14 protein-coding genes are annotated in these 20,310 nt (G+C 68.5%); 12 read left to right on the forward strand and 2 right to left on the reverse strand.

The features are described 5' to 3' along the window. Positions 1-72: 72 nt before the first annotated feature. The gene (locus BJ970_RS27080) at positions 73-1,515 is read right to left on the reverse strand and encodes an alpha/beta hydrolase (RefSeq protein ID WP_312864482.1); all 1,443 of its coding nucleotides are present in this window, start codon (positions 1,513-1,515) and stop codon (positions 73-75) included. 101 nt (positions 1,516-1,616) lie between these two features. Between BJ970_RS27080 and BJ970_RS27085 the strand changes: the two genes are divergently transcribed. The 10 genes from BJ970_RS27085 (at position 1,617) to BJ970_RS27130 (ending at position 12,813) form a co-directional block, all read left to right on the forward strand. Beyond that, positions 1,617-2,882 (forward strand): ATP-grasp domain-containing protein, encoded by a 1,266-nt coding sequence (locus BJ970_RS27085; protein ID WP_184729518.1) that lies wholly within the window; start codon positions 1,617-1,619, stop codon positions 2,880-2,882. Then, complete coding sequence (locus BJ970_RS27090) at positions 2,879-3,694, forward strand: Rossmann-like domain-containing protein (protein ID WP_184729520.1); 816 nt, start codon at positions 2,879-2,881, stop codon at positions 3,692-3,694. Before BJ970_RS27085 ends, BJ970_RS27090 begins: the two co-directional genes overlap by 4 nt. Further along, positions 3,694-4,749 (forward strand): PLP-dependent cysteine synthase family protein, encoded by a 1,056-nt coding sequence (locus tag BJ970_RS27095; RefSeq protein ID WP_184729522.1) that lies wholly within the window; start codon positions 3,694-3,696, stop codon positions 4,747-4,749. The genes BJ970_RS27090 and BJ970_RS27095 overlap by 1 nt, the downstream gene beginning before the upstream one ends. Then, a complete protein-coding gene (locus BJ970_RS27100; RefSeq protein WP_246471861.1) occupies positions 4,746-5,765 on the forward strand; it encodes a dipeptide epimerase in 1,020 nt (339 codons plus the stop codon). The genes BJ970_RS27095 and BJ970_RS27100 overlap by 4 nt, the downstream gene beginning before the upstream one ends. Further along, the gene (locus tag BJ970_RS27105) at positions 5,762-7,051 is read left to right on the forward strand and encodes an MFS transporter (RefSeq protein ID WP_184729524.1); all 1,290 of its coding nucleotides are present in this window, start codon (positions 5,762-5,764) and stop codon (positions 7,049-7,051) included. The genes BJ970_RS27100 and BJ970_RS27105 overlap by 4 nt, the downstream gene beginning before the upstream one ends. Beyond that, the gene (locus BJ970_RS27110; protein ID WP_184729526.1) at positions 7,018-7,845 is read left to right on the forward strand and encodes a class I SAM-dependent DNA methyltransferase; all 828 of its coding nucleotides are present in this window, start codon (positions 7,018-7,020) and stop codon (positions 7,843-7,845) included. Before BJ970_RS27105 ends, BJ970_RS27110 begins: the two co-directional genes overlap by 34 nt. A 97-nt stretch (positions 7,846-7,942) precedes the next feature. Beyond that, positions 7,943-9,505, forward strand: coding sequence for an ABC transporter substrate-binding protein (locus tag BJ970_RS27115; protein WP_184729528.1), 1,563 nt, complete (start codon positions 7,943-7,945; stop codon positions 9,503-9,505). After that, complete coding sequence (locus tag BJ970_RS27120) at positions 9,502-10,443, forward strand: ABC transporter permease (RefSeq protein ID WP_312864483.1); 942 nt, start codon at positions 9,502-9,504, stop codon at positions 10,441-10,443. The genes BJ970_RS27115 and BJ970_RS27120 overlap by 4 nt, the downstream gene beginning before the upstream one ends. Beyond that, on the forward strand, positions 10,440-11,267 hold the full coding sequence (locus BJ970_RS27125; RefSeq protein WP_312864484.1) for an ABC transporter permease: 828 nt from the start codon (positions 10,440-10,442) through the stop codon (positions 11,265-11,267). Before BJ970_RS27120 ends, BJ970_RS27125 begins: the two co-directional genes overlap by 4 nt. Positions 11,268-11,292: 25 nt before the next feature. Further along, complete coding sequence (locus BJ970_RS27130) at positions 11,293-12,813, forward strand: ABC transporter ATP-binding protein (RefSeq protein ID WP_312864618.1); 1,521 nt, start codon at positions 11,293-11,295, stop codon at positions 12,811-12,813. 29 nt (positions 12,814-12,842) lie between these two features. On the opposite strand, the gene BJ970_RS27135 is transcribed toward BJ970_RS27130, so the two are convergent. After that, positions 12,843-15,857: a CHAT domain-containing protein gene (locus tag BJ970_RS27135; RefSeq protein ID WP_184729532.1), complete on the reverse strand. Its 3,015-nt coding sequence runs from the start codon at positions 15,855-15,857 to the stop codon at positions 12,843-12,845. Between the two features lie 637 nt (positions 15,858-16,494). Here BJ970_RS27135 and BJ970_RS27140 point away from each other — a divergent pair. Both BJ970_RS27140 and BJ970_RS27145 read left to right on the forward strand, forming a co-directional pair. Further along, entirely contained in the window at positions 16,495-17,868 is a 1,374-nt protein-coding gene (locus tag BJ970_RS27140; RefSeq protein WP_221468278.1) for an IS4 family transposase, read from the forward strand. Positions 17,869-18,489: 621 nt separating this feature from the next. Further along, positions 18,490-20,175 carry an FAD-binding oxidoreductase gene (locus BJ970_RS27145; protein WP_184729534.1) on the forward strand — a complete coding sequence of 562 codons (1,686 nt, stop codon included), beginning with the start codon at positions 18,490-18,492 and terminating at the stop codon, positions 20,173-20,175. The last annotated feature ends 135 nt before the right edge of the window (positions 20,176-20,310 follow it).

Genomic DNA, 20,310 nt, shown 5'->3' on the forward strand with positions numbered 1-20,310 from the left:
ACAGCGGATCCTGGAGGGAAGATTCCAAGTTTAGGCAAAATCGGGAACCACAGCCGGGGTGGGACCTCGCCCTCAGCTACCCCCGAGGGTGGGGAGCCCGGTTCCCGCGCAATGCACGTCGCCACTCGGCAGGATCCCGGACAGCAGATACCGCTCTACCGTCCCGTCAACGCATCCGTTCCGTTGACTGGCGAACACCCCGTGGGAGTAGCCGCGGTCCAACACGACCATCCGAGAACCGGGTAACGCCGCCTGCATCCGCCGCGCCCCGGCGTAAGGCGTGGTCGGATCATGTGCTGCCTGAACCAAAAGCACCGGAGGCATCGCCGGATCGCCAAGCCGTGCGACCTCGCGCGGCGGCCCCCAGTACCGGCAGACCTCGGCCTCGACCCCGGCCAGCACGGGCTGGGGATCGGCACTCCGCAACGCCCGAATGCTCCCCAATACCTCATCGGTACTTGGCCGGGTGCTATCGGCGCATTTCACGGTCCGCAACGCGGATTCGTAGTTGGGGGAATCGGGCATCTCCGTGCCGAATCCGCCACTGTCGCCGCGGTGCAGATACGCATCGAGCGCTCGGGCGAAGGGCTCCCAACGCTCGGTGCGCGACAGGGTGCGATAGACGAGGTAGTCGAACTCCGCGGCCCCGAAGGTTCCGTGCGCGGGGCGGGTTGCCAGCGCCGAGCGGGCGGCCAGGTACGAGGCCCGAACGGTCTCCGGAGTAGTGCCTAGCCCCAGCGAAGGATGCGCGGCGATCCACCTGAACAGCACATCGCGCTGCGCCAGCATGGCGAAGCCCTGTTCCGCATCGAAGTCGTGCCAGCGTCCTGGGCTCACCACGCTGTCAAGCACCATCCGCCCGACCCGCGAGGGGAACTCGGCGGCGTAGTCGCCACCCAGGTAGCTGCCGTAGGAAACGCCGAGGAAGTTCAGCCGTGGCTGGCGCAGGGCTTGGCGGATCCGGTCCATGTCCCGCGCGGTGTTGGCGGTGTTGATGTACGGCAGTACCGGGCCGCTGTGCCGCTGGCAGTCGGCGGCCATGCGTTGCAGGCGGCCGAGGTGGTCGCGTTCCTCGGCCGCAGTGGTCGGCACCGGGTCCGGAGCGGGATGCTGGAACAGCCCGCCCAACGGTCCACAGTCGACCGGATTGCTCGCGCCGACGCCGCGCGGATCGAAACCGACGATGTCGTACGAACGCCGAACCGCTTCCGGCATCTTGGCCCGTTTGGCGGCGGCGTAGTCGAGACCGGCGCCGCCGGGCCCTCCGGGGTTGACTAGCAGCGCGCCGCGGTACTCCGCGGGCGTGCCGGATGCTCTGATGCGACTGATCGCGATCGGGATCTGCCGTCCGCCAGGCGCGGTGTAGTCGAGCGGCACGGAGATCGTCGCGCACTCGACCGCGGGGTCGGTAGGACAGGGGGCGAAGCGCAATGGCTCGGCCGCGTCGCTGGGCGGTGCGCTGAGGAGCGGGACGGCTAGGGCGGTCGCGAGCCCCAAGCGGAGCGATTTGATCACAGTCGGTCACTTTCGATTCATACTTAAGGACGAATTGCGAGCTTTGTTGAAAACGATTATCATCGCCGACCGTTGTGCACAACCATCCGAAGGGAGTCGGCGTGGGCCACCTGTTGTTGGTGGAAAGCTGGGTCGGTGCGATGAGCACGTTGTTGCCGCGGGGCATCAGGGAGGGCGGCCACCGGTTCAGCTTCGTCACTCGCGACCTCCAGCACTACCTGCGTGCCAAGCCCACCGCCGGGCCACATCCGTTGCTGGGCGCGGACAATTTGCTCACCGTCGAAACCAACGACGTGCCGCGACTCCTGGACCACCTGAAACGCCTGCACCCGGTTCTCGGGTTCGACGGGGTACTGACGTCCTGCGACTACTACCTGGCGGCGGCCGCGCGGGCCGCCGAACGACTGGGGCTGCCGGGGGCGCCTCCGGAAGCCGTCGAGCGGGCGTGCTCGAAGGACCTCACCCGCCGGGCCCTGCGCGACGCCGGCGTGCCGGGGCCCGCATTCGCCCTCGCCGAGACCGCCTCCGGTCTGGAGGAAGCCGCCGAAGCGCTGGGATATCCCCTGGTCGTCAAGCCGGTCGACCTGTGCGCCGGCATGTTCGTGCGCAGAGTGGACGGTCCGGCGCAGTTACGCGAAGCCCACGCGGCCCTGCAGGGCTTCCCGGTGAACGCACGCGGACAGCGGCGAAATCCGCTCGTGCTGCTGGAGGAACTGCTCACCGGGCCGGAGGTGAGCGTGGAAACGGTGACCTTCCAGGGGCAGACCACGGTCGTCGGCGTGACGGACAAGAGTGTCGCCGGTGCGCCGTGGTTCGTCGAAACCGGGCACATGTTCCCGGCTGCGCTCGATTCCGGCACGGCGGAAACCGTGTCGGAAACGGCCGTAGCGGCCATCGAAGCGCTCGGGCTGGACAACGCCGTCGGGCACACCGAGATCAAGCTCACGCCGCAGGGGCCGCGCGTTGTCGAGGTGAACCCGCGCCCGGCCGGCAATCAGATCACCGAGCTCGTGCGGCGAGTGACCGGCATCGATCTGGCCGCCGTCTACGCCCAGATCGCCCTGGGAGAAAAGCCGGATCTGCACCGGTTCGACACCGGTGCGGCCAGCGCGGCCGTGTCGTTCCTGCTCCCGCCGCGCGAAGGAACGATCAGCGAGATCGGCGGGACCGATGCGCTCGCTGCCGATCCGGCGGTGGTGGACTGGGCGGTCAAGGACACCGGGCATCGGGCCGGTTCGGCCACCAGCAACAACCACTACCTCGGCCACGTCATGGTCACCAGCCGTCGCGACGGGGCGGCACGGGCGCACGCCGAGTCGCTTGTCGCCGACCTGGACGTGCGTTACGCCGTGGAGGTCGACGCGTGACGCCGCATTCCGTGGCGGACCTCACCGAACGGGTCCTCCGTGGCGATTTCGGCACCGCCCAAGCGGAAGTCAGCGTCGGATTCCTCACCCAGCAGGGAGTGCGGCACGCGGCTCGCGAGCGTTCGTACCGCAACCACGTGCTGAGCCTGCGGGTCGAGGACGCGGTCGGATCGTGCGCGGTGGAGCCGGGGGAGCTGGAATCGGGCGCGCTGTCCGACGAAGCCGTCCTCGACTGTGTCGGAGCGCCGATCCGGGAGCTGCTGCGACACCCGCTGCTGCCGGTGCGCACGGCCGCACTCGACGCCTACCTGCAATGGCTTCGCCCGCATCGCCACCACGCGGAGGAGGTGGTCATCGGGCGGGGCAACTCGTTGCAGAAGTCGCTGCACCGCGCCGAATCGGTGGTAGACCTGCTCCCCGTCGAGCCGGGCGAACGGGTGCTGGTGATCGGGGTCGTCAACTCACTGCTGCACCATCTCCGCGAGCGCGGAAACGGCTACATCGCTTGCGACTACAAGGGCGGCGAAACCGAGTGGGGCGAGCCGGTCACCAGCGATGCCCTCGCCGCGCTCGCCGACTGCGACGCGGTGCTGGCTTCCGGCATGGTCGTCGGCAACGCCACGTTCCAGCCGCTGCTCGACCACGCCAGGGCCACGGGCAAGCCGCTGGTCATGTTCGCCCAGTCCGCGAGCGGGATCCTGCCCTGCTTCCTCGGCTCCGGGGTCACCGCGATCTCGGCGGAGCCGTATCCGTTCTTCTGGCTCGACGGCGGCCCCAGCGTCCTCTACCGCTACCGTTCGGGGGTGCGCTGATGTGCGGTAATCCGGATCTGCTGGGCCTGCTGCGAGACACCCCGCTGGCGCGGGTGAGCGCGCCGCTGCCGCAACCGCAGCCCGGCTTCTGGGCAAAGCTGGAATGCCTGAGCGCGGGTGGGATGAAGGCGCGCGCGGCGGTGTCGATGCTCAGTGGCGCCTGCCGCCGTGGCGAACTGAAGCCGGGTGCGGCGGTGGTCGAGTCGACCAGCGGGACGCTCGGCATCGGACTCGCCTTCGCCGGCCAGGCGTTGGGGCATCCGGTGGTCTTGGTCGTGGACGACGAACTCGAACCCGGAATGCGGTCGCTGCTGCGCGCCCACGGCGCGCGCCTGGAGGTGGTCGACCGGCCGCATCCGGTCGGTGGGTGGCAGCAGGCCCGGCTGGACCGGGTGCACCAGATCCGCCGCGACCTGCCGGAAGCGTTCTGGCCCGATCAGTACAACAACCCGGACAACCCGGCGGGCTATGAGTCGCTGGGCGAGGAGATCGCCCGGCAGATCGATCGGGTCGACGTGCTGGTGTGCAGTGTCGGGACGGGCGGGCACAGCGCTGGCACGATCCGCACGATCCGGCGCCGCTGGCCGCAGGTGCGGCTGATCGGCGTGGACACCATCGGCTCGACGATCTTCGGCCAGCCCGCCAGGCCCCGCGTGATGCGCGGCCTGGGCAGCAGCATCCACCCGCGCAATGTCGCATATGGACAGTTCGACGAAGTGCACTGGGTCGGCCCCGGCGAGGCGGTGCAGGCGTGCCGCACGCTGGCCCGCCAGTCGTTCATCACCGGTGGCTGGAGCACCGGGGCGGTGGCGTTGGTGTCGGCGTGGGCGGCGCGGATCGACCCCGGCGCGAAGGTGGTGACGGTGTTCCCCGACGGACCGCACCGCTACCTGGGCACCATCTTCGACGACGACTACTGCCGCGCGCGTGGCCTGCTGCACCGGCCGACCGCGACCCGTCCGGTCGAGATCGCCCATCCGGCGGTCGAGGCGACGGGGTGGACGCGGTGCCGGATCGTCTCGGATCCGCTGTTGGCAATGGAGGTTCCCGCATGATGCTGCGCTGGACGGTACGGAGCCTCGCGTTGCGCGAGCCGTTCCGCATCTCCCGATCGGTGATGTCCGAACGTGACGCGGTCACGGTCGAGATCGAGCACGACGGCGTGGTCGGCCGGGGCGAGGTCGTTACCAGCGTGTACTACGGGCTGACGGTCGAGCGCATCGAGGCGGAGCTGGCAACCGCCCGCGAGGTGCTGGCGGGCGCCAACGACCCGCTTCGGATCCACTCGCTGAGCGCGGTGCCCGGCGTATCGGCAGCGTTGGACGCGGCGCTGCACGATCTCGTCGCCACGCTTCGCGGCGTGCCGGTCTTCGCGTTGCTCGGCGCCGCCCACTGGCGGCCGACGCCCACGGCTTACACGATCGGCATCATGCCGACCGAACGCGCCGTGCAGACCGCGCGGGCGCTCACCGGGCGGGGTTTCACCGTGCTCAAGGTCAAGCTCGGCGCCGGGCCGGAACCGCAGGAACTCCTCCGGCTACAGGCAATTCGCGAGGCCGCGCCGCACGCTCGCCTGCTGCTGGACCCGAACGGCGCGTGGGAACCTGCCCAGGCGGTGCGAATGCTCAAGGCCGTCGAAGAATTCGAGATCGATGCGGTGGAGCAGCCGATCAAGCCGGGTACTCCCGACCTGCTCGCTGAGGTGGCCGCCCAGTCGCCGGTGCCGGTCATCGCGGACGAGGACGCCGCCACCGTGGACGATGTTCGCGCCCTCGGCTCACGGGTGCACGGAGTCAACGTGAAACTCCCAAAATGCGGCGGAATCCGGGCCGCGCGGGAGATCATCGACATCGCCCGGGGCAACGGCGTGGATGTCATGCTGGGGTGTTTGGTGTCGAGCTCGCTCGGCATCGCCCCGGCGGTGCATCTCACCGGTTGCGCCCGCTGGGTCGACCTGGACGGGCACCTGCTGCTGGCACACGACCCGTGGGCCGGCATCGGCGGCGCCGACGGGGTGCTGCGCATCGCCGGCGACCGCGGGCTGGGAGTGCACCCGGTGGCGCCGTTATGAGGACGTGGCGGCTGATCCGGAGCTTCCCGCTGGCCGTGCAGGTGCTGCTGGTCAACCAGCTCGGCGTCAACACCGGCTTCTACCTGCTGATCCCGTATTTGGCGGGGTATCTGGGGCACGACCTGGGCATGTCCGCGGCGCTGGTCGGGGTGATCCTCGGCGTGCGCAACCTCAGCCAGCAGGGCCTGTTCCTGCTGGGCGGTTCGGCATCGGACCGGCTGGGAGCACGGGGCGTCATCGTCGCCGGATGCGCATTGCGCGCCGTGGGATTCGGACTGTTCGCGATCGGCACGTCGTTGTCGGTGTTGGTGCTGGCGTCCGTGCTCAGCGGGTTGGCCGGGGCGCTGTTCAACCCGGCCGTTCGCGCCTATCTCGCACAGGAGGCGGGCGACCGGCGTGCCGAGGCGTTCTCGCTGTTCAACATCTTCGCCAACACCGGCGCCCTGCTGGGGCCGCTGCTGGGCAGCGCGTTGATCGCGGTCGGTTTCCGGCTCTCCGCCGTGGTGGCCGCGGTCGTCTTCGCGCTGCTGACCGTCGCGCAGGTCGTGGTGTTGCCGATCCGCCGGGTCCAACGGCCGACGACATCGGTGTTCACCGACTGGCGGGGTGTCCTGACCGATCGCCGGTTCCTGGCCTTCACCGGCGCGCTCACCGGCATGTTCGCCCTGCAGAACCAGCTCTACCTGGTGCTGCCGATGCAGGCCGAACTGTTCACCGGCTCCTCCGGCGCGGTGGCGATGATCTTCCTGGTTTCCACGGTGACGACGCTGCTGTTGCAGGTCCGGATCACCGAGCTGGTCCAGCATCGGTGGAGCCGGGGCAGGTCCATCGCCACCGGCCTGGGTTCGATGGGAGCGGGTTTCGCGGCGACGGCCGTGGCCGCCACGATGGTCCCGGCGACCCCGGCGGTGGATGTCTGGCAGATCGCCGCCCGGCTGAGTCCGGTGCTGATCACGACATTTCTGCTGGCGTTCGGGGTGATGCTCGCCCAGCCGTTCGTCTACGAGCTGATCCCGTCGTTCGGGCGGCCGGAGTTGTCCGGCACCTACTTCGGCGTCTTCTACCTGCTCTCCGGTGTGACGGCGGCGGCGGGCAACGCGCTGATCGGCTGGCTCACCGACCTCGCCGGTGCCGAGTGGCCGTGGTTGCCCTCGGCGTTGTGTGTCCTCATCGGACTGTGCTCGGCGCTCGCGGTGCTCGTGCTCGATCGACGCGGCGGCATCGGACCGGCCAACAAAACGGGAGAATCCCAGTGCATCCCAACATCGTCAGTGCCAACTTCCTGACCGACAACCCGGCCATCTATGAACAGCGGTTCCCGGACCCCGAGTACCGCGCGGCCCGGTTCGTTGACGACCTCGTGGGCCGGTTCGGTGCCGGCCGCGATCTGCTGGATGTGGGCTGCGGCACCGGTCGCGATGCCCGTTACTGGACCGCGTGCGGTTACCGCGTGACCGGCCTGGATTGCTCGCCGCAGATGGTGGAGCACGCGCAGGCGCATTGCCCGGAAGCGACCTTCGTGGTCGCCGACATGCGGTCGTTCGAGGCCCTGAGTCTTGTTGGCAGTCCTGGCACCCCAACGGACTCGCGGCCCGGCTTCGACGTCATCACCTGCCTGGACAGCGCGCTGCTGTACTGCCACACCAACGACGACCTGGACGCATTTCTCCAGCGCTGCCGCGACAACCTGCGGCCAGGCGGTCTGCTGATCGCCGAGCTGCGCAACGGCGCGTTCTTCCTGGGCAACACCGAACTGCTCGACGAGGTGCGGGAACAGGCGGTCGTCTGGGACGGGGTGGAATACCGGTCGCGCACGCGGCTGTGGATCGACCACGCCGAGCAACTCCTGCGGCGGGAACGCCACTGGGCCTGGCCGGGACGGACTGAGCCGTTGATCCAGCACTCGGCCTGGCGGCTGCTGTTTCCCCAGGAACTGCGGTACTTCTCGGCTCGGCACGGGTTCGAGGTGGTCGCGATGTTCGACGAGCCCGGCCCGCGCGCCGAAACCCCCTGGCGGCCCGAGGCGCCACTGTCCACCCGGCTCAGCGGTGACCGGCTGCATGTGGTGCTGCGCCGCTGAGTGAGGCTCGCCCTATCCTCTTGGCGACCTGATTGAAAACCAATATCGTTATCAAAATTCTGGGGCCGGGTCGACACCGAATGGAGAAAATCCCAGCATGCATCACGAATCCAGGCCTGCTCGCGGCCTGAACCGGCGCGGCTTACTGGGCCTGGCCGCGGCAGCGGGTGCGCTCGTAGTCCTTCCCGGCTGCACCGGTGGAACGGCCGTCACCGCCGCCGGACCACCACGTCCCGGCGGCCGGTTGCGAGCGGCGTTCACCGGCGGCGGCGCGGCCGAAGTGCTCGACCCGCACGAGACCGACCTCTACATCGAGATCGCCCGCGCCAAGGCGCTGTTCGACAAGCTCGCCGACTACGGCTCGGACATGTCGCCGCAGCCGCGGCTGGCGCAACGCTGGGAACCGAGCCAAGACCTGCTGACCTGGCGGATCACCTTGCGGCAGGCGGCCTTCCACGACGGGCGGCCGGTGCGCCCCCGCGACGTGCTGGCCAGCTACGCGCGAATCGTGGAGCCGGGCAGCAGCCGCCGCGCCAAGGCCACCCTGTCGGTGATCGACTTGCCCGGCAGCCGCGAAATCGACGATCGCACCTTCGAGTTCCGCCTCAAGCGGCCCTATGCGGAGTTCCCCAACGCGCTGGCCACCTTGGGCGCCTACATCGTCCCGGAGGGCACCGCGAACTTCGACCGCCCGGTCGGTTCCGGCCCGTTCCGGTTCGTTTCCTTCGCGCCCGGCCGCAACTTCGTGGCGGCGCGCAACCCCGATTACTGGGACGGCGCGCCCCACCTCGACGAACTGGAGATCGTCGTCACCAACGACGAGGCGGCTCGGGTCAACGCGCTGCTCGGCAAGCAGATCGAATACGCCCACGACCTCACCCCGACCAGCGCGCGCACGCACGAGAACACCGGTCAGGTGCAGGTGCATCGGCTGCCGCTGAGCAACTTCCACGGGCTGGTCATGAAGACCGACCGGCCGCCGTTCGACCGGCCCGAGCTGCGCCAGGCGATGTTCCACCTGGTCAACCGGGACGAGCTGGTCAGGTCGGTGTTGCAGGGCTCGGGGCAGCTCGCCAACGACCTCTATGGCAAGGGCTACCGGTACTACGCCGACGCGCTGCCCCAGCGCGCCCAGGACCTCGACCAAGCGCGCGCCCTGATCAAGCAGGCCGGTGCCGAAGGCCTGTCGATCGACCTCGACACCTCCGACGGCTCGACCGGGCTCAAGGAGGCGGCGCTGGCCATCAGCGACCAGGCCCGGCAGGCCGGGCTGAACCTCAACGTCAAGCTGGGCAACAAGGACACCTACTGGTCCGATATCGCCAAGAATGGGGTGATCGCCAGCTACCGGTCCGGCGCGATGCCGCTGGAATCGCACATCTCGCAGCGTCTGCTGACGACCTCGACCACCAACAACAGCAAGTGGCAGCGCCCGGAGTTCGACGCGCTCTACCACGAAGCACAGTCCACAACGGACGATGCCCGGCGCGAGCAGCTGTACTTCCAGATGCAGGACCAGCTCTACCGGGAGGGCGGCTTCCTGTGGTGGGGCGTGTCGGACTGGATCATCGCGTCGGCGCCGAACGTGGGCGGCATCGACGACCGGGCCCCGGCCAACACCCTGGACTGGGCCCGCTACGACCGGGTCTGGCTGGCGTGACCCGGTACGTCCTCCGGCGGGTTCTGCTGGGCGCGGTCCAGGTACTCCTGGTGATGACGGCGGTGTTTTTCCTGACCGAGGCCCTGCCGGGCGATGCGGCGGTGACGATTGCCGGGGACAACCCGGACCCGGCGATCATCGCCTTGCTGCGGGAACAACTCGGTCTCAACGAACCTGCCTGGCAGCGCCTCGGCACGTGGTTGCTCGGTGCGGTGCAAGGAGATTTCGGCCGGTCGCTGGTGGGCCCCCGCGCCGTCGCCGACATCATCGGCTCGGCGGTGGGGCCGACCCTGCTGCTCGCCGGCCTGACACTGGTGCTGCTCGTGCCGCTGTCGGTCACGCTGGGCATGCTCGCCGCGCACCGCGAGGGCGGGCTGGTCGACCGGCTCATCACCAGCGGCACGCTCGGACTGTATTCGGCGCCCGAGTTCGCGATGGGGGTGCTGGTGGTGACCGTGTTCGCGGTGCAACTGCGCTGGTTTCCGCCCACCGCGGTCGGAACCACCTCATTGCTGAGCAATCCGGCGGTGCTGGTTCTGCCGGTCTTCGTGCTGTTGCTCCGTCCGATTTGCTCGCTGAGCAGGCTGGTGCGAGCAGGCATGCTCGACGCGCAACGCGCTGAATACGTGCGCCATGTCCGCAGGCTTGGGCTCGCGCCTGCCCGAGTCCGCTTCGCGCACGCGCTGCCCAATGCCATCGCGCCGGCGGTTCAGCAGTTGGCCAGGACCACGGACTGGCTGGTCGGGGGCGTGATCGTGATCGAGGCGATCTTCGTCGTGCCAGGCCTGGGAACCACCCTGCTCGAAGCGGTCTCGGCGCGGGACCTACCGGTCATCCAAGGCCTGGCGGTGCTGCTGGCGAGCACGACGGTGCTGGTCAACCTGGCGGCCGACATCGCGGCCCGCACCCTGGCCCCGGCCTCGGAGGTGGGCCGGTGAGAAAGTACGCGCTGCCCGCCGTGCTGGTGGGCGTGCCGGTCCTGCTGGCTTTGTTCGGTCCGTTGTTCGCCTCCGGTGAGACGGCCAAGGACGTGGCATTCCTGCTCGGCGGCGGCCACTGGTTCGGCACCGACTACGTCGGCCGGGACGTGTGGAACGAGGTGCTGCTGGGCGGCCGCTCCCTAGTGCTCACCGCCGCGACGGCCACCGTCTGCACCTACCTGCTTGCGGTTCCGCTGGGCCTGGCGGCGGGCATGACGAAGAACCGCGTGCTGGACGAGGTGCTGATGCGGCCGTTGGACCTCGTGCTGGCGATCCCGTCGATGCTGATGCTGTTGCTGCTTGCCTCGATCGCATCCGATATCACCTGGGCGCTGATCGGGATCGTCACGCTGATCAACCTGCCGGACGTGGCGCGGATCTGCCGGGCGTCCACGCTGTCGTTGGCCAGCCGCCCCGCGGTGGAGGCGATGCGCCTGCAAGGCGAAAGCCGGCTGCGCATCGGACTGGGCTACGTGGTCCGCGCGATGCGCCGAACCCTGGCCGCGGATCTGGGCACCCGCTTCACCGGGGCGATCTACCTGGTCGCCTCGGCGAGCTTCCTCGGCGTGGGGATCTCGCCGCAGGCCAGCGACTGGGCGGCGATGGTCGATCGCAACCGCACCGGCCTGTTCATCCAACCATGGACGGTGGCGCTGCCCGCATTGCTGATCGTGGTGCTGTCGGTGGGCGTGAACCTGGCGTTCGACCGGTGGTTGCGCGATCGTTCGACCGCCCTGGAGACACGTTCGCCCTGGAGACCCATTGACCCGGAGACACAGTGATCGCCCTGGAGACACGTTGACCGTCGTGGATGTTCGCAACCTCACCGTCGCCGTCGGCGATCGTGAGATCGTGTCGGGGGTGTCGTTCGCACTGGTGGCCGGCGAGGTCACCGCGCTCGTCGGCGAGTCCGGCAGCGGGAAGACCACCACCGCCTCGGCGCTGCTCGGGCGGCGGCCGACCGGAGCGTGCGTCACGGGCCGGGTCGAAGTCGCCGGTGTCGCGGTGGACGCCGACCATCCGCCCGCACCCGGTCTGGTCGGCTACATCCCGCAACACCCCTCCGCGGCACTGAACCCGGTTCGCCGCATCGGACCGGTGCTGCACGAGATCGCCCGCTTGCACGTGCGCGCCGACACCCGTGGCGACCGCAGACGGTTGGTGCGGGAGCGGGTGCTGGAAGCGCTGCGCCAGGCGCAGCTGCCAGATGGTGTGAAGCTGCTTCGCCGATACCCGCATCAGCTTTCCGGTGGGCAACAGCAGCGCGTCGTGCTGGCGCACGAGCTGGTCGGCCGACCGCGGGTGATGGTCGCGGACGAGCCGACCACCGGGCAGGACGCGGTGACCCGCGGCCGGCTCATCGAGGAGTTGAGAGCCGTTGCGGGGCAAGGAATCGCCGTCCTGCTGCTGACCCATGACCTGGGCCTGGTGCGTGCCCTGGCACACCGGGTGCTGGTCATGAACGACGGTAGCGTCGTCGAATCCGGGCCGTGCCAACAGGTCCTCGATTCGCCCCAGCATTCGTACACCAGGCGCCTGATCGATGCACAACCGGCGCCGAGCGCCCAGCCGCGTCCGGCTGCGACGGGTCGGCCGCTGTTGACTGTCCGGCGAGTGACCGCGGGTCACGGCCGGGTGGACACCTTGCACGAGATCACGATGGACATCCATCCCGGCGACAAAGTGGCGGTCGTCGGCCGCTCGGGCAGCGGCAAAACCACGCTCGCACGCTGCATCGCCGGCCTGCATCCGCACCGCGGGGGCGAGATCCGGCTGGCGGGCCGGACGCTGTCGCCCCGACTGCATCGGCGTTCCCGCGACCAGCTGGCCCGGATCCAGTACGTGTTCCAAGACGCGCGGGCATCGTTCAGCGAGTTCGTCCCGGTGCTCGACCAGATCGCTCGAACCGCCGAAAGGCTGCGCGGCGCCACCAGTTCAGCGGCACGCAGTCAGGCGATCGAAGCCCTCGCACGCTTAGGCGTACCGGAGTCCAGCGCGCGCCGCCTGCCCCGATCGTTGTCCGGCGGCGAACTCCAGCGAGCCGCCCTGGTACGCGCCCTGCTCAGCGGCCCGGACCTGTTGATCTGCGACGAGATCACCTCCGGCCTGGACACGCTGACCCAAGCCGACCTGCTCGGCGTGCTGGACCAACTGCACCAGGACACCGGCTGCGCCCTCGTCGTGATCACCCACGATCTAGCGGTGGCAGCGCACCTGGCCAACCGACTGGTGATCATGCACGTCGGCAAGATCGCCGAGCAAGGCCGAACCGCGGAATTGATCGAAGCCGGCGATCTCACGGGAAGTCGACTGGTCGGTTTCCCCTGAAATCGCCGCACACCACGGCATCGCATCGATCACGGCCCGACGTGGACGTGGGCGGCCCACAGCCGCGGGTCATGGGGGTGGAGCCGGCGCATTTCGCGCACCGTTCGGTGCAGGGCTTCGGCCGCATTGGCCGGGTTCAGGCCGGCTTGGTCGTCGAGTTCGGCATAGAGTGCTTCGACGATCGTGGTGTCGTCTTCGATCGGCCACAATGGACCGATCACATGCTTGAAACCCGCTACGTGGTGCAGCAGCGGTAGCAGCTGCGTGATCGAGCAGGGTGGGTGGCCTTGGGCCACCGTGACCTCGTTGGCCGACAGGTAACCGAATTCCGCCGATCCCCGCAGCCGGGCCAGGTCGGCGAGCGCGAGCGGGCTGTCGTCGGCGCCGACCAGCCGACTCGATGAGCAGTCGTGTGCCTGCTGCGTGCCCTGGCAGGCGAAATGAACTGGCCCGGGACCGGTCAAGGTGGTGAGCACGGTCGGGCGCGTCGACTCGGTGAGTTCGATGACCTTCGTGGCAGGCCACCGGCGGGCCACCAGGCGGGCTTCGTCGTGCGCGGTCGCGTGGTTGCCGAGCACAACGCGCGGGTCACGAGCGGTCCCGGCCGGGAAGTCGGCCTGACGTGCGCGCAGCAACGACCGCAACGTCGCGGTGTAGGACGGCACCGTGCGCTCCAGGACCGACCGGCCCCTGCCGGGCAGCGCCTCCAAGCCGGCGGCGTGCAGCGGCAAAAACGCGGCCGGGCCGGTGGGGCACCACCAGATGCGGGGCCAGCGCTGGTTTTCGGCCGGTACTCGACCGTAGGCGGTGACGTGGTAGTAGCTGAGCACGTTGAACACCGGCGCCGCCACCGATCGCCAGAGCCAGTCCAACACCGCCCATACATCGGCGGCACTATTGGCCTCCAGAAGCAGTCGGGTGTGCTTCGCGGTGCTGCGGATGTCGAGGTTCGGCAGGGTCAGACCGACCGCCTCACCGGCGGTCACGAGCAGGGCATGCGACCCGTACGCGCTGACGTTCAGCAGCACCACGGGACCCTCGGCGGCTGCGCCGCTGAGCTGTTCGAACGCCGTCGGCTCCAGGTACTGGCCGAAGCCCGGGCGGCGGCGGACCTCGTCGACCAGCTGCTCCCATTCGTCGGCTAGCCGGCGCTGGCGATGCACGGCCTTGCGGCGCACCGCCGCTGCGAGCAGGTTGTCCGGTAGGTAGTCGAGTTGTCGTCGGACGCGTTGCAGGTCCGCCGCGATGTTGGGATGTTCCTGGGCGAGCGCGGCGTGCTCGTCGGCTGCACCGCCAACGCGAGCGAGCAACAGGTTCCTGCCGTGCTCCAGCAACTCGACGGCCCGTTTGGGGGTCCCGTCGTGCACCGCGCAAGCAACCGTGTCCGCGAGCAGGGCCGACAGCTCGTGCTGCTGCGCGGCGTCCGGTGCGGGTCCGAACCGCGTGACCATAGGGAACAGGCCCATCGCCAACTTGAACATGGTCGCCGCTTCTTCCCAGCGGCCGGTCTCGGCGGCGAGGCGCCCGGCCAGCGCCGCTGCTCGCATCCGCGCAGCGGCCGGTGCCGTCCGCAGCTGCGCGGCAGCCCGCAACGTGGTGTACGCGAGTCGGTAAGTGCGCCGCCGGTTCTGCTTGGATTGCCGTCGCAGGGCGTTGCCGAGTTCGAGCGACACCGCCGCGCGTTCCGGATCTTCCGCGGGCATCGCCGCCAAGACCCTTTGGTACATGGTGATCGCGGTGTTCAGCGCGGTCTTGGCGTGCAAGTGTTCGTGCTCGCGCATGGCGAGCTGGCCGCGCTGCATCCAGCAGCCCAACCGCATCGGACCATCGGCAGGCGCTAGGCGTTCGAGTTCGGCCAGCGCCGCATCGGCGCGGGCGAGGTCGTCGTCCGAACCGGCGTGCTCGAAGCGGCAGAGCAGGCAAGATACGAAGACCCGCAGCGCGCAACAGCGAACCTCGTTCGGTGCGTCGGTGCAGGAAGCCGCTTTGGCCGCGAAATCCACCGCGACATCAAGCGTGCGGCCGTCCCGGGTCAGCGCGAACCGGCGGCGCTGTAGTTCGCTGACGGCCAACAGCACGGACGCGAATCGGTGATCACCGGCGCGCAGTCGGTCCACCGACCGGTCGATCACCTGGATGGCTTGATCCAGCGCAGTTCGGTCCGTCGTGCAGTCGAAGTGCTCAACGGCCGCGCCAGCCAGGTTGAACAGCAACGTTGCGAGGATGCCCTCGCCGTGCGGACTCTCGCCCGCCGCGTGGCACAGCACGTCGACGGCGTCGCGGAGATCGTCGGGATCGCCGTTCTCGTCGAACCGCAGCCGCAGCGCAATTCCTAGTCGGCAGATCGCCAGCCGCGAGTCTGCTCCGGCGGGCAGCGCCTCGGCAGCGCTGTAGAGCAGCTGCACGGCGGTGTTGAGTTTCTCCAGGTCGTCATCCCGGCTGAAGCAGTTGAGCAACGTCGTGCCGGCTCGCAAGAGCAGCATCGGCCGGTCGGGCAGGTCAACCGGGGCGTCGGCAGCTGCTTCGTGCAGCACGCCGACGGCTTCGTCCGTTTCGGTGCCGCCGAGCTCGGCGTGCAACCACAGCGCATCGGCGAGCTGGACGAGTGTCGCGACGCGCTGGTGAGATCCTCGCGAACTGAGCTGGAGCGCTTGCCGGAAGGCCACGATGGCTTCCTCGACCAGCTCCGCCCGTCGGCTGCGCCGCCCCTGCTTGAACAGCGCGAGGGCGAGATTCGACCAGTAAAGCGGACGCTGCCGATCGTTGCGCCGCGCCGAGTCGAGCGCTTCACGGTAGTACTTGATCGCATCGTCGAGATCCGCCGCACTGCCGTGGGCTTCGAACCACAGGTGCATCGCGTTGCCCAGGTTGTTCACCGCGGCGGAGCGTTGCGGGTCGTTGGGAGGAATCGTCTCCACGATGCGCGACAGCGCCTCGGTGGTCTCCGGAAGCGCGGCGAAATCACGACTTCGCACCATGTGCTGGAGGGCGGCGATGGCTGCCTCATGACTCGATGGGTGCGGCCGTCCTGGAGAACTGGTCATCAAGCTCCGCTTCGCTCGCGTGCATCGGTGACAGTTGACAGCGTGCGGCCGGTTCGACTGCTTTGGCATCCGCCGAACGGTGGTGCCTGGACACCGGGTAGCGGTCGGCCGAACTCCTCCGATGGTCGGATCGACTGGTGAGCGGATGCGCTCGGCGTCCGGTTTGTACCGCCACCTGTATTAATTATCTTGACCGGCCCAGCGACGTGCAGCGCATTCGGGTGTAATACCTTACGTCCGGTGACGAGAGAGGTCCGAATGCGCCGGTGCGCCTGCTGGCGCGGGCTGCTCACGCTGAGCTGCCCGCCGGAGGCCGACTCTCGGTCATAGATCGCCGATTTCCGGTCCCGCTGCACACTTTCACTTATTATCGCATGCGAATCCGGAAATTTTGATGTAACACCGCGTACTTCGCTTAAGTTTTGCTCCAATCGGCCCGGCGCCCCGGGTGCCCGGGAAACGTCGCCATTCCGTCCGATATGGACGCCGAGGCGGTCTTTATGCCAAGGCCGTGAAGTTAAGGGGTTTGGCCTGGTGTCAAGGGGGCGCGGGATGTTGTGTGGGGTGGCCTGGATATGAGGAACGGAGCTCCTGTTAGAACGGTGTCGACCAAGATCACCTGATAACGGGAGCTCCGTTGGTTTCTGAGTCTGTCATGACCCGCGAGGTCCGGGTCGCCGGGGGTGTGTTCGCGCCCGGCCATCTGGGCGAGCTGACCCGGATCGTGCCGTTTGAGATGGTCGATGACGTGCTGGCCGGCTGCGGGCGGGTCCAGGCGCGGGTGCGCAAACTCCCGTCGCGGGTCGTGGTGTACCTGCTGCTGGCGGCGGGATTGTTCGAAGGTCTGGGATTTCGGGGTGTGTGGGCCAGACTGGTCGCCGGGCTCGACGGGCTGAGGGTGCCGCGTCCGAGCGCGACCGCGATCAGGCTTGCCCGTCAACGCCTTGGTGTGGCGCCGTTGAAGGCGTTGTTCGACCTGCTGCGGGGCCCCGCGGCAGGGCCCCGCACCGCCGGCACCCGGTGGCGCAACCTGCTGGTGACCGCGATCGATGGCACCACAATGGACGTGCCCGACACCCCCGCCAACACCGGTTGGCTGGGCAAACACGGCGGCACGCACCGTAAGGCGGGCTATCCGCACGTGCGGGTGGCCGCGCTGGTGGCCTGCGGGACACGCACGATCCTCGATGCGGTCTTCGGGCCCCGCAGCCAGGGCGAGACCACCCTGGCCCGGCAACTGGTGCCCAGCATGGGCACCGGGATGCTGGTACTGGGCGACCGGATGTTCGGCTGCCAGAGGCTGCTGGCGGCGATCACCGGTACCGGCGCGCACGTGCTGGTGCGGCTCAAACGCAACCGGAAAACCCCGGTCCTGCAGCGCTACCCGGACGGGTCGTTCCTCTCGGTACTCGGCGGCCTGAAGGTCCGCGTCATCACCTGCGAGATCACCATCGCCACCACCGCCGGGCGCCGCAGCGAGATCTACCGGCTGGCCACCACCCTCTGCGATCACCGCCGTTACCCCGCCGGCGAGATCATCATCCTCTACCACCAGCGGTGGGAGATCGAAACCGCCTACCTGGAACTGAAATCCACCATCCTGGGCAGCCGCGTGCTGCGCAGCCAGACTCCCGACGGCATCGCCCAGGAGATCTATGCCCTGCTCACCGTTTACCAGGTCCTGCGGATCGCGATCACCGACGCCGCCGAGGCGGCCGGGGTCGATCCCGACCGGGCCAGCTTCACCACCGCTCTGCACACCGCCCGCGACCAACTCGTCCAGGCCGCCAATGTCATCACCGGCACCGTGATCGATCTCGTGGGCACCATCGGAGGCCACGTCCTGGACAACCTGCTGCCCCCACGCCGCCTGCGAGTCAGCCCCCGCGCGGTCAAACGCCCACTCTCCCGCTACGCACACCAAAGCCTGCGCATCGACAGAACCAGCTACAAAGCCACCCTCGACATAAACCTCCTCACCGAGGACTTGACAACATCACCCAGCCCCTAACTTCACGGCCTTGGTCTTTATGCCGAAGTCGACCGGGGTTCAGCGGCGTTAAGAATCCACTGTGGACATGGTCTTGCATGGCCGCCCGGGCGTGCGGCCCTCGGGTGGCGGCTCCCGGCCGAACCGGCGGGATTTGTCCGGATCGGATGCCGGACGTCATCGGCGTGCTGCTCCGGCCCGCTTTGACGAGGATTGTCGGCGACCACCCGTGGACGGCTCCGAAGTCCCCGCGCGAACTCGCCCGACGGGCGGGCGGCATTCTCCCATGTGTGGCGTCGCCGTGGTGCCGGATTGGCGGAAGATTCAGCCGTGGAATGGTCTGGAAAATGGACCGGCGGGTAATGCTGAGTCGCCCTGGCGTGTCCTCCGTTTGTGGTAACTTGGATTTTGACCGCGGCATTGTTGTCCGATTTATGCGGCGACGAAGAAGTCGCCGAGGTATCCGGGGGGATGGCTCGCTTCTGCTGACACGCGTGGTCCGACGCGCCGACAAATTGGAATAAGCCAGTTGACGAACTCCGGTGTGCTCCGTGCTACCGAGAGGTCATCGAGTGCTGGCCGCGGTTGGTCACCGGCGCTCGAAAATTGTCGTTTTCCACATTGATCCGGAGGATTTCTCGAATGACGCAAATCGAACCAGGGTCGGGGCCGCAGATTCCTTACGCGAGGGCTGCCAATGGCGGCAACGCGGATGACGCGGAATCCTTGACGGGCTGGATCGAGGCCGCCGGTACGTTCGCCGGGGTCGGTAACCCCGCGTTCGGCCCGGTCACGGTCACGCCGGCCCAACAGCAGTACCCCGACCTGGTCAGGGGGCTGAACCAGCGCTACATCGGGCACCCGGAGGAAGTGCGCCTGGTCGACTCGACCGAGCAGGTCGTGCGCGCCGTGCAGGACGCGGTCCACGCCGGCAAGCGCCTCAGCGTGCGCAGCGGCGGGCACTGCCTGGAGGACTTCGTCTACCACCCGGATGTCCAGGTCGTCATCGACGTGTCCCGGCTGAACGGGGTGTACTACGACGCCGTCCGGCGGGCCGTGGCGGTGGAGTCCGGCGCGACGCTTTACAGCGTGTACGAGCGGTTGTACAAGGTCTGGGGCGTGACGATCCCGGCCGGGATCTGCTATTCCGTCGGGGTCGGCGGGCATGTCACCGGGGGCGGCTGGGGCATGCTCTGCCGCCAGTTCGGCCTGGTCGTCGACCACCTCTACGCCGTGGAGGTGGTCGTGGTCGACGCGGCCGGCCGCGCTCGCTCCGTGGTCGCCACTCGGGAGCCGGACGACCCCAACCGCGAGCTCTGGTGGGCCCACACCGGAGGCGGCGGCGGCAACTTCGGTGTGGTGACGCGGTTCTGGTTCCGCTCGCCGGGCGCCACCGGCCGCACGCCGGCCGCGCTGTTGCCGAAGCCGCCGAAAACGGTGCTGCTCAGCGGAATCGCCTGGCCCTGGAACGAACTCAGCCGGGAGGAGTTCGCGAAACTGATCAAGAACTACGGTGCCTGGCACGTCGCCAACAGCGCGCCGGAGAACCCGAATCGGGCGTTGTGCAGCACGATGTTGCTCAACCACGTCTCCAATGGCCAGATCGGGTTGGTCACGCAGGTAGACGCCTCGGCGCCCAACGCCGAGGGGATCCTGCGGGACTACCTGACCGCGATCAATGCAGGAATCCAGGTCGAGCACGGCGCGATCACCACCGACATGGGCGAGCACACCGCGATGCCGCAGTTCGCGACCCCGCGCGAACTACCGTGGCTGGAGGCCACCCGATACCTCGGCACGGCCAGCTCGTTCCTCAACGATCCGACGTTGCGCGCCGACTACAAGTCCAGCTACATGCGGGACAACTTCACGGACGGCCATGTGGCGGCCCTGTACGAACACTTGAACAGCCCGGACATCAACAACCCTTCGGCATCGGTGACGGTCAGCTCCTTCGGTGGCCAGGTCAACGCGGTGCCCGAGAACGCCACCGCGTCGGCGCACCGCGACTCGGCGTTCAAGCTGCTCTGGCAGGTGATGTGGACCGATCCGGCCGATGACGCGAAGTACCTGGGCTGGATCCGGAAGAGTTACCACAAGACCTATGCCGACACCGGCGGAGTACCGGTGCCCAACGCGGTCACCGGTGGCTGTTACGTCAATTACCCGGACGACGACCTCGGTGATCCGGTGTTCAACCGGTCGACGGTGCCCTGGCACGACCTGTACTACAAGGGCAACTACCCGCGGTTGCAGCGGATCAAGCGTGAATGGGATCCGCGTGGTGTCTTTCGTCACAGCCAGTCGATCCGGCCTGCGGGAGAGTGAATCGCTGGGCCGGCGGCCGGTCCGTTGACTGTGTTCGATCCGGCCTGGCAGAAATGCGGACGCCTGGCCGAGACACCGAGTCGGTGTCTCGGCCAGGCTTCGTCGAGGGTGCGGAGTTGACCGCTATTCTGATCG

This window comes from Saccharopolyspora phatthalungensis, assembly GCF_014203395.1.
Taxonomy (GTDB): Bacteria; Actinomycetota; Actinomycetes; order Mycobacteriales; family Pseudonocardiaceae; genus Saccharopolyspora; species Saccharopolyspora phatthalungensis.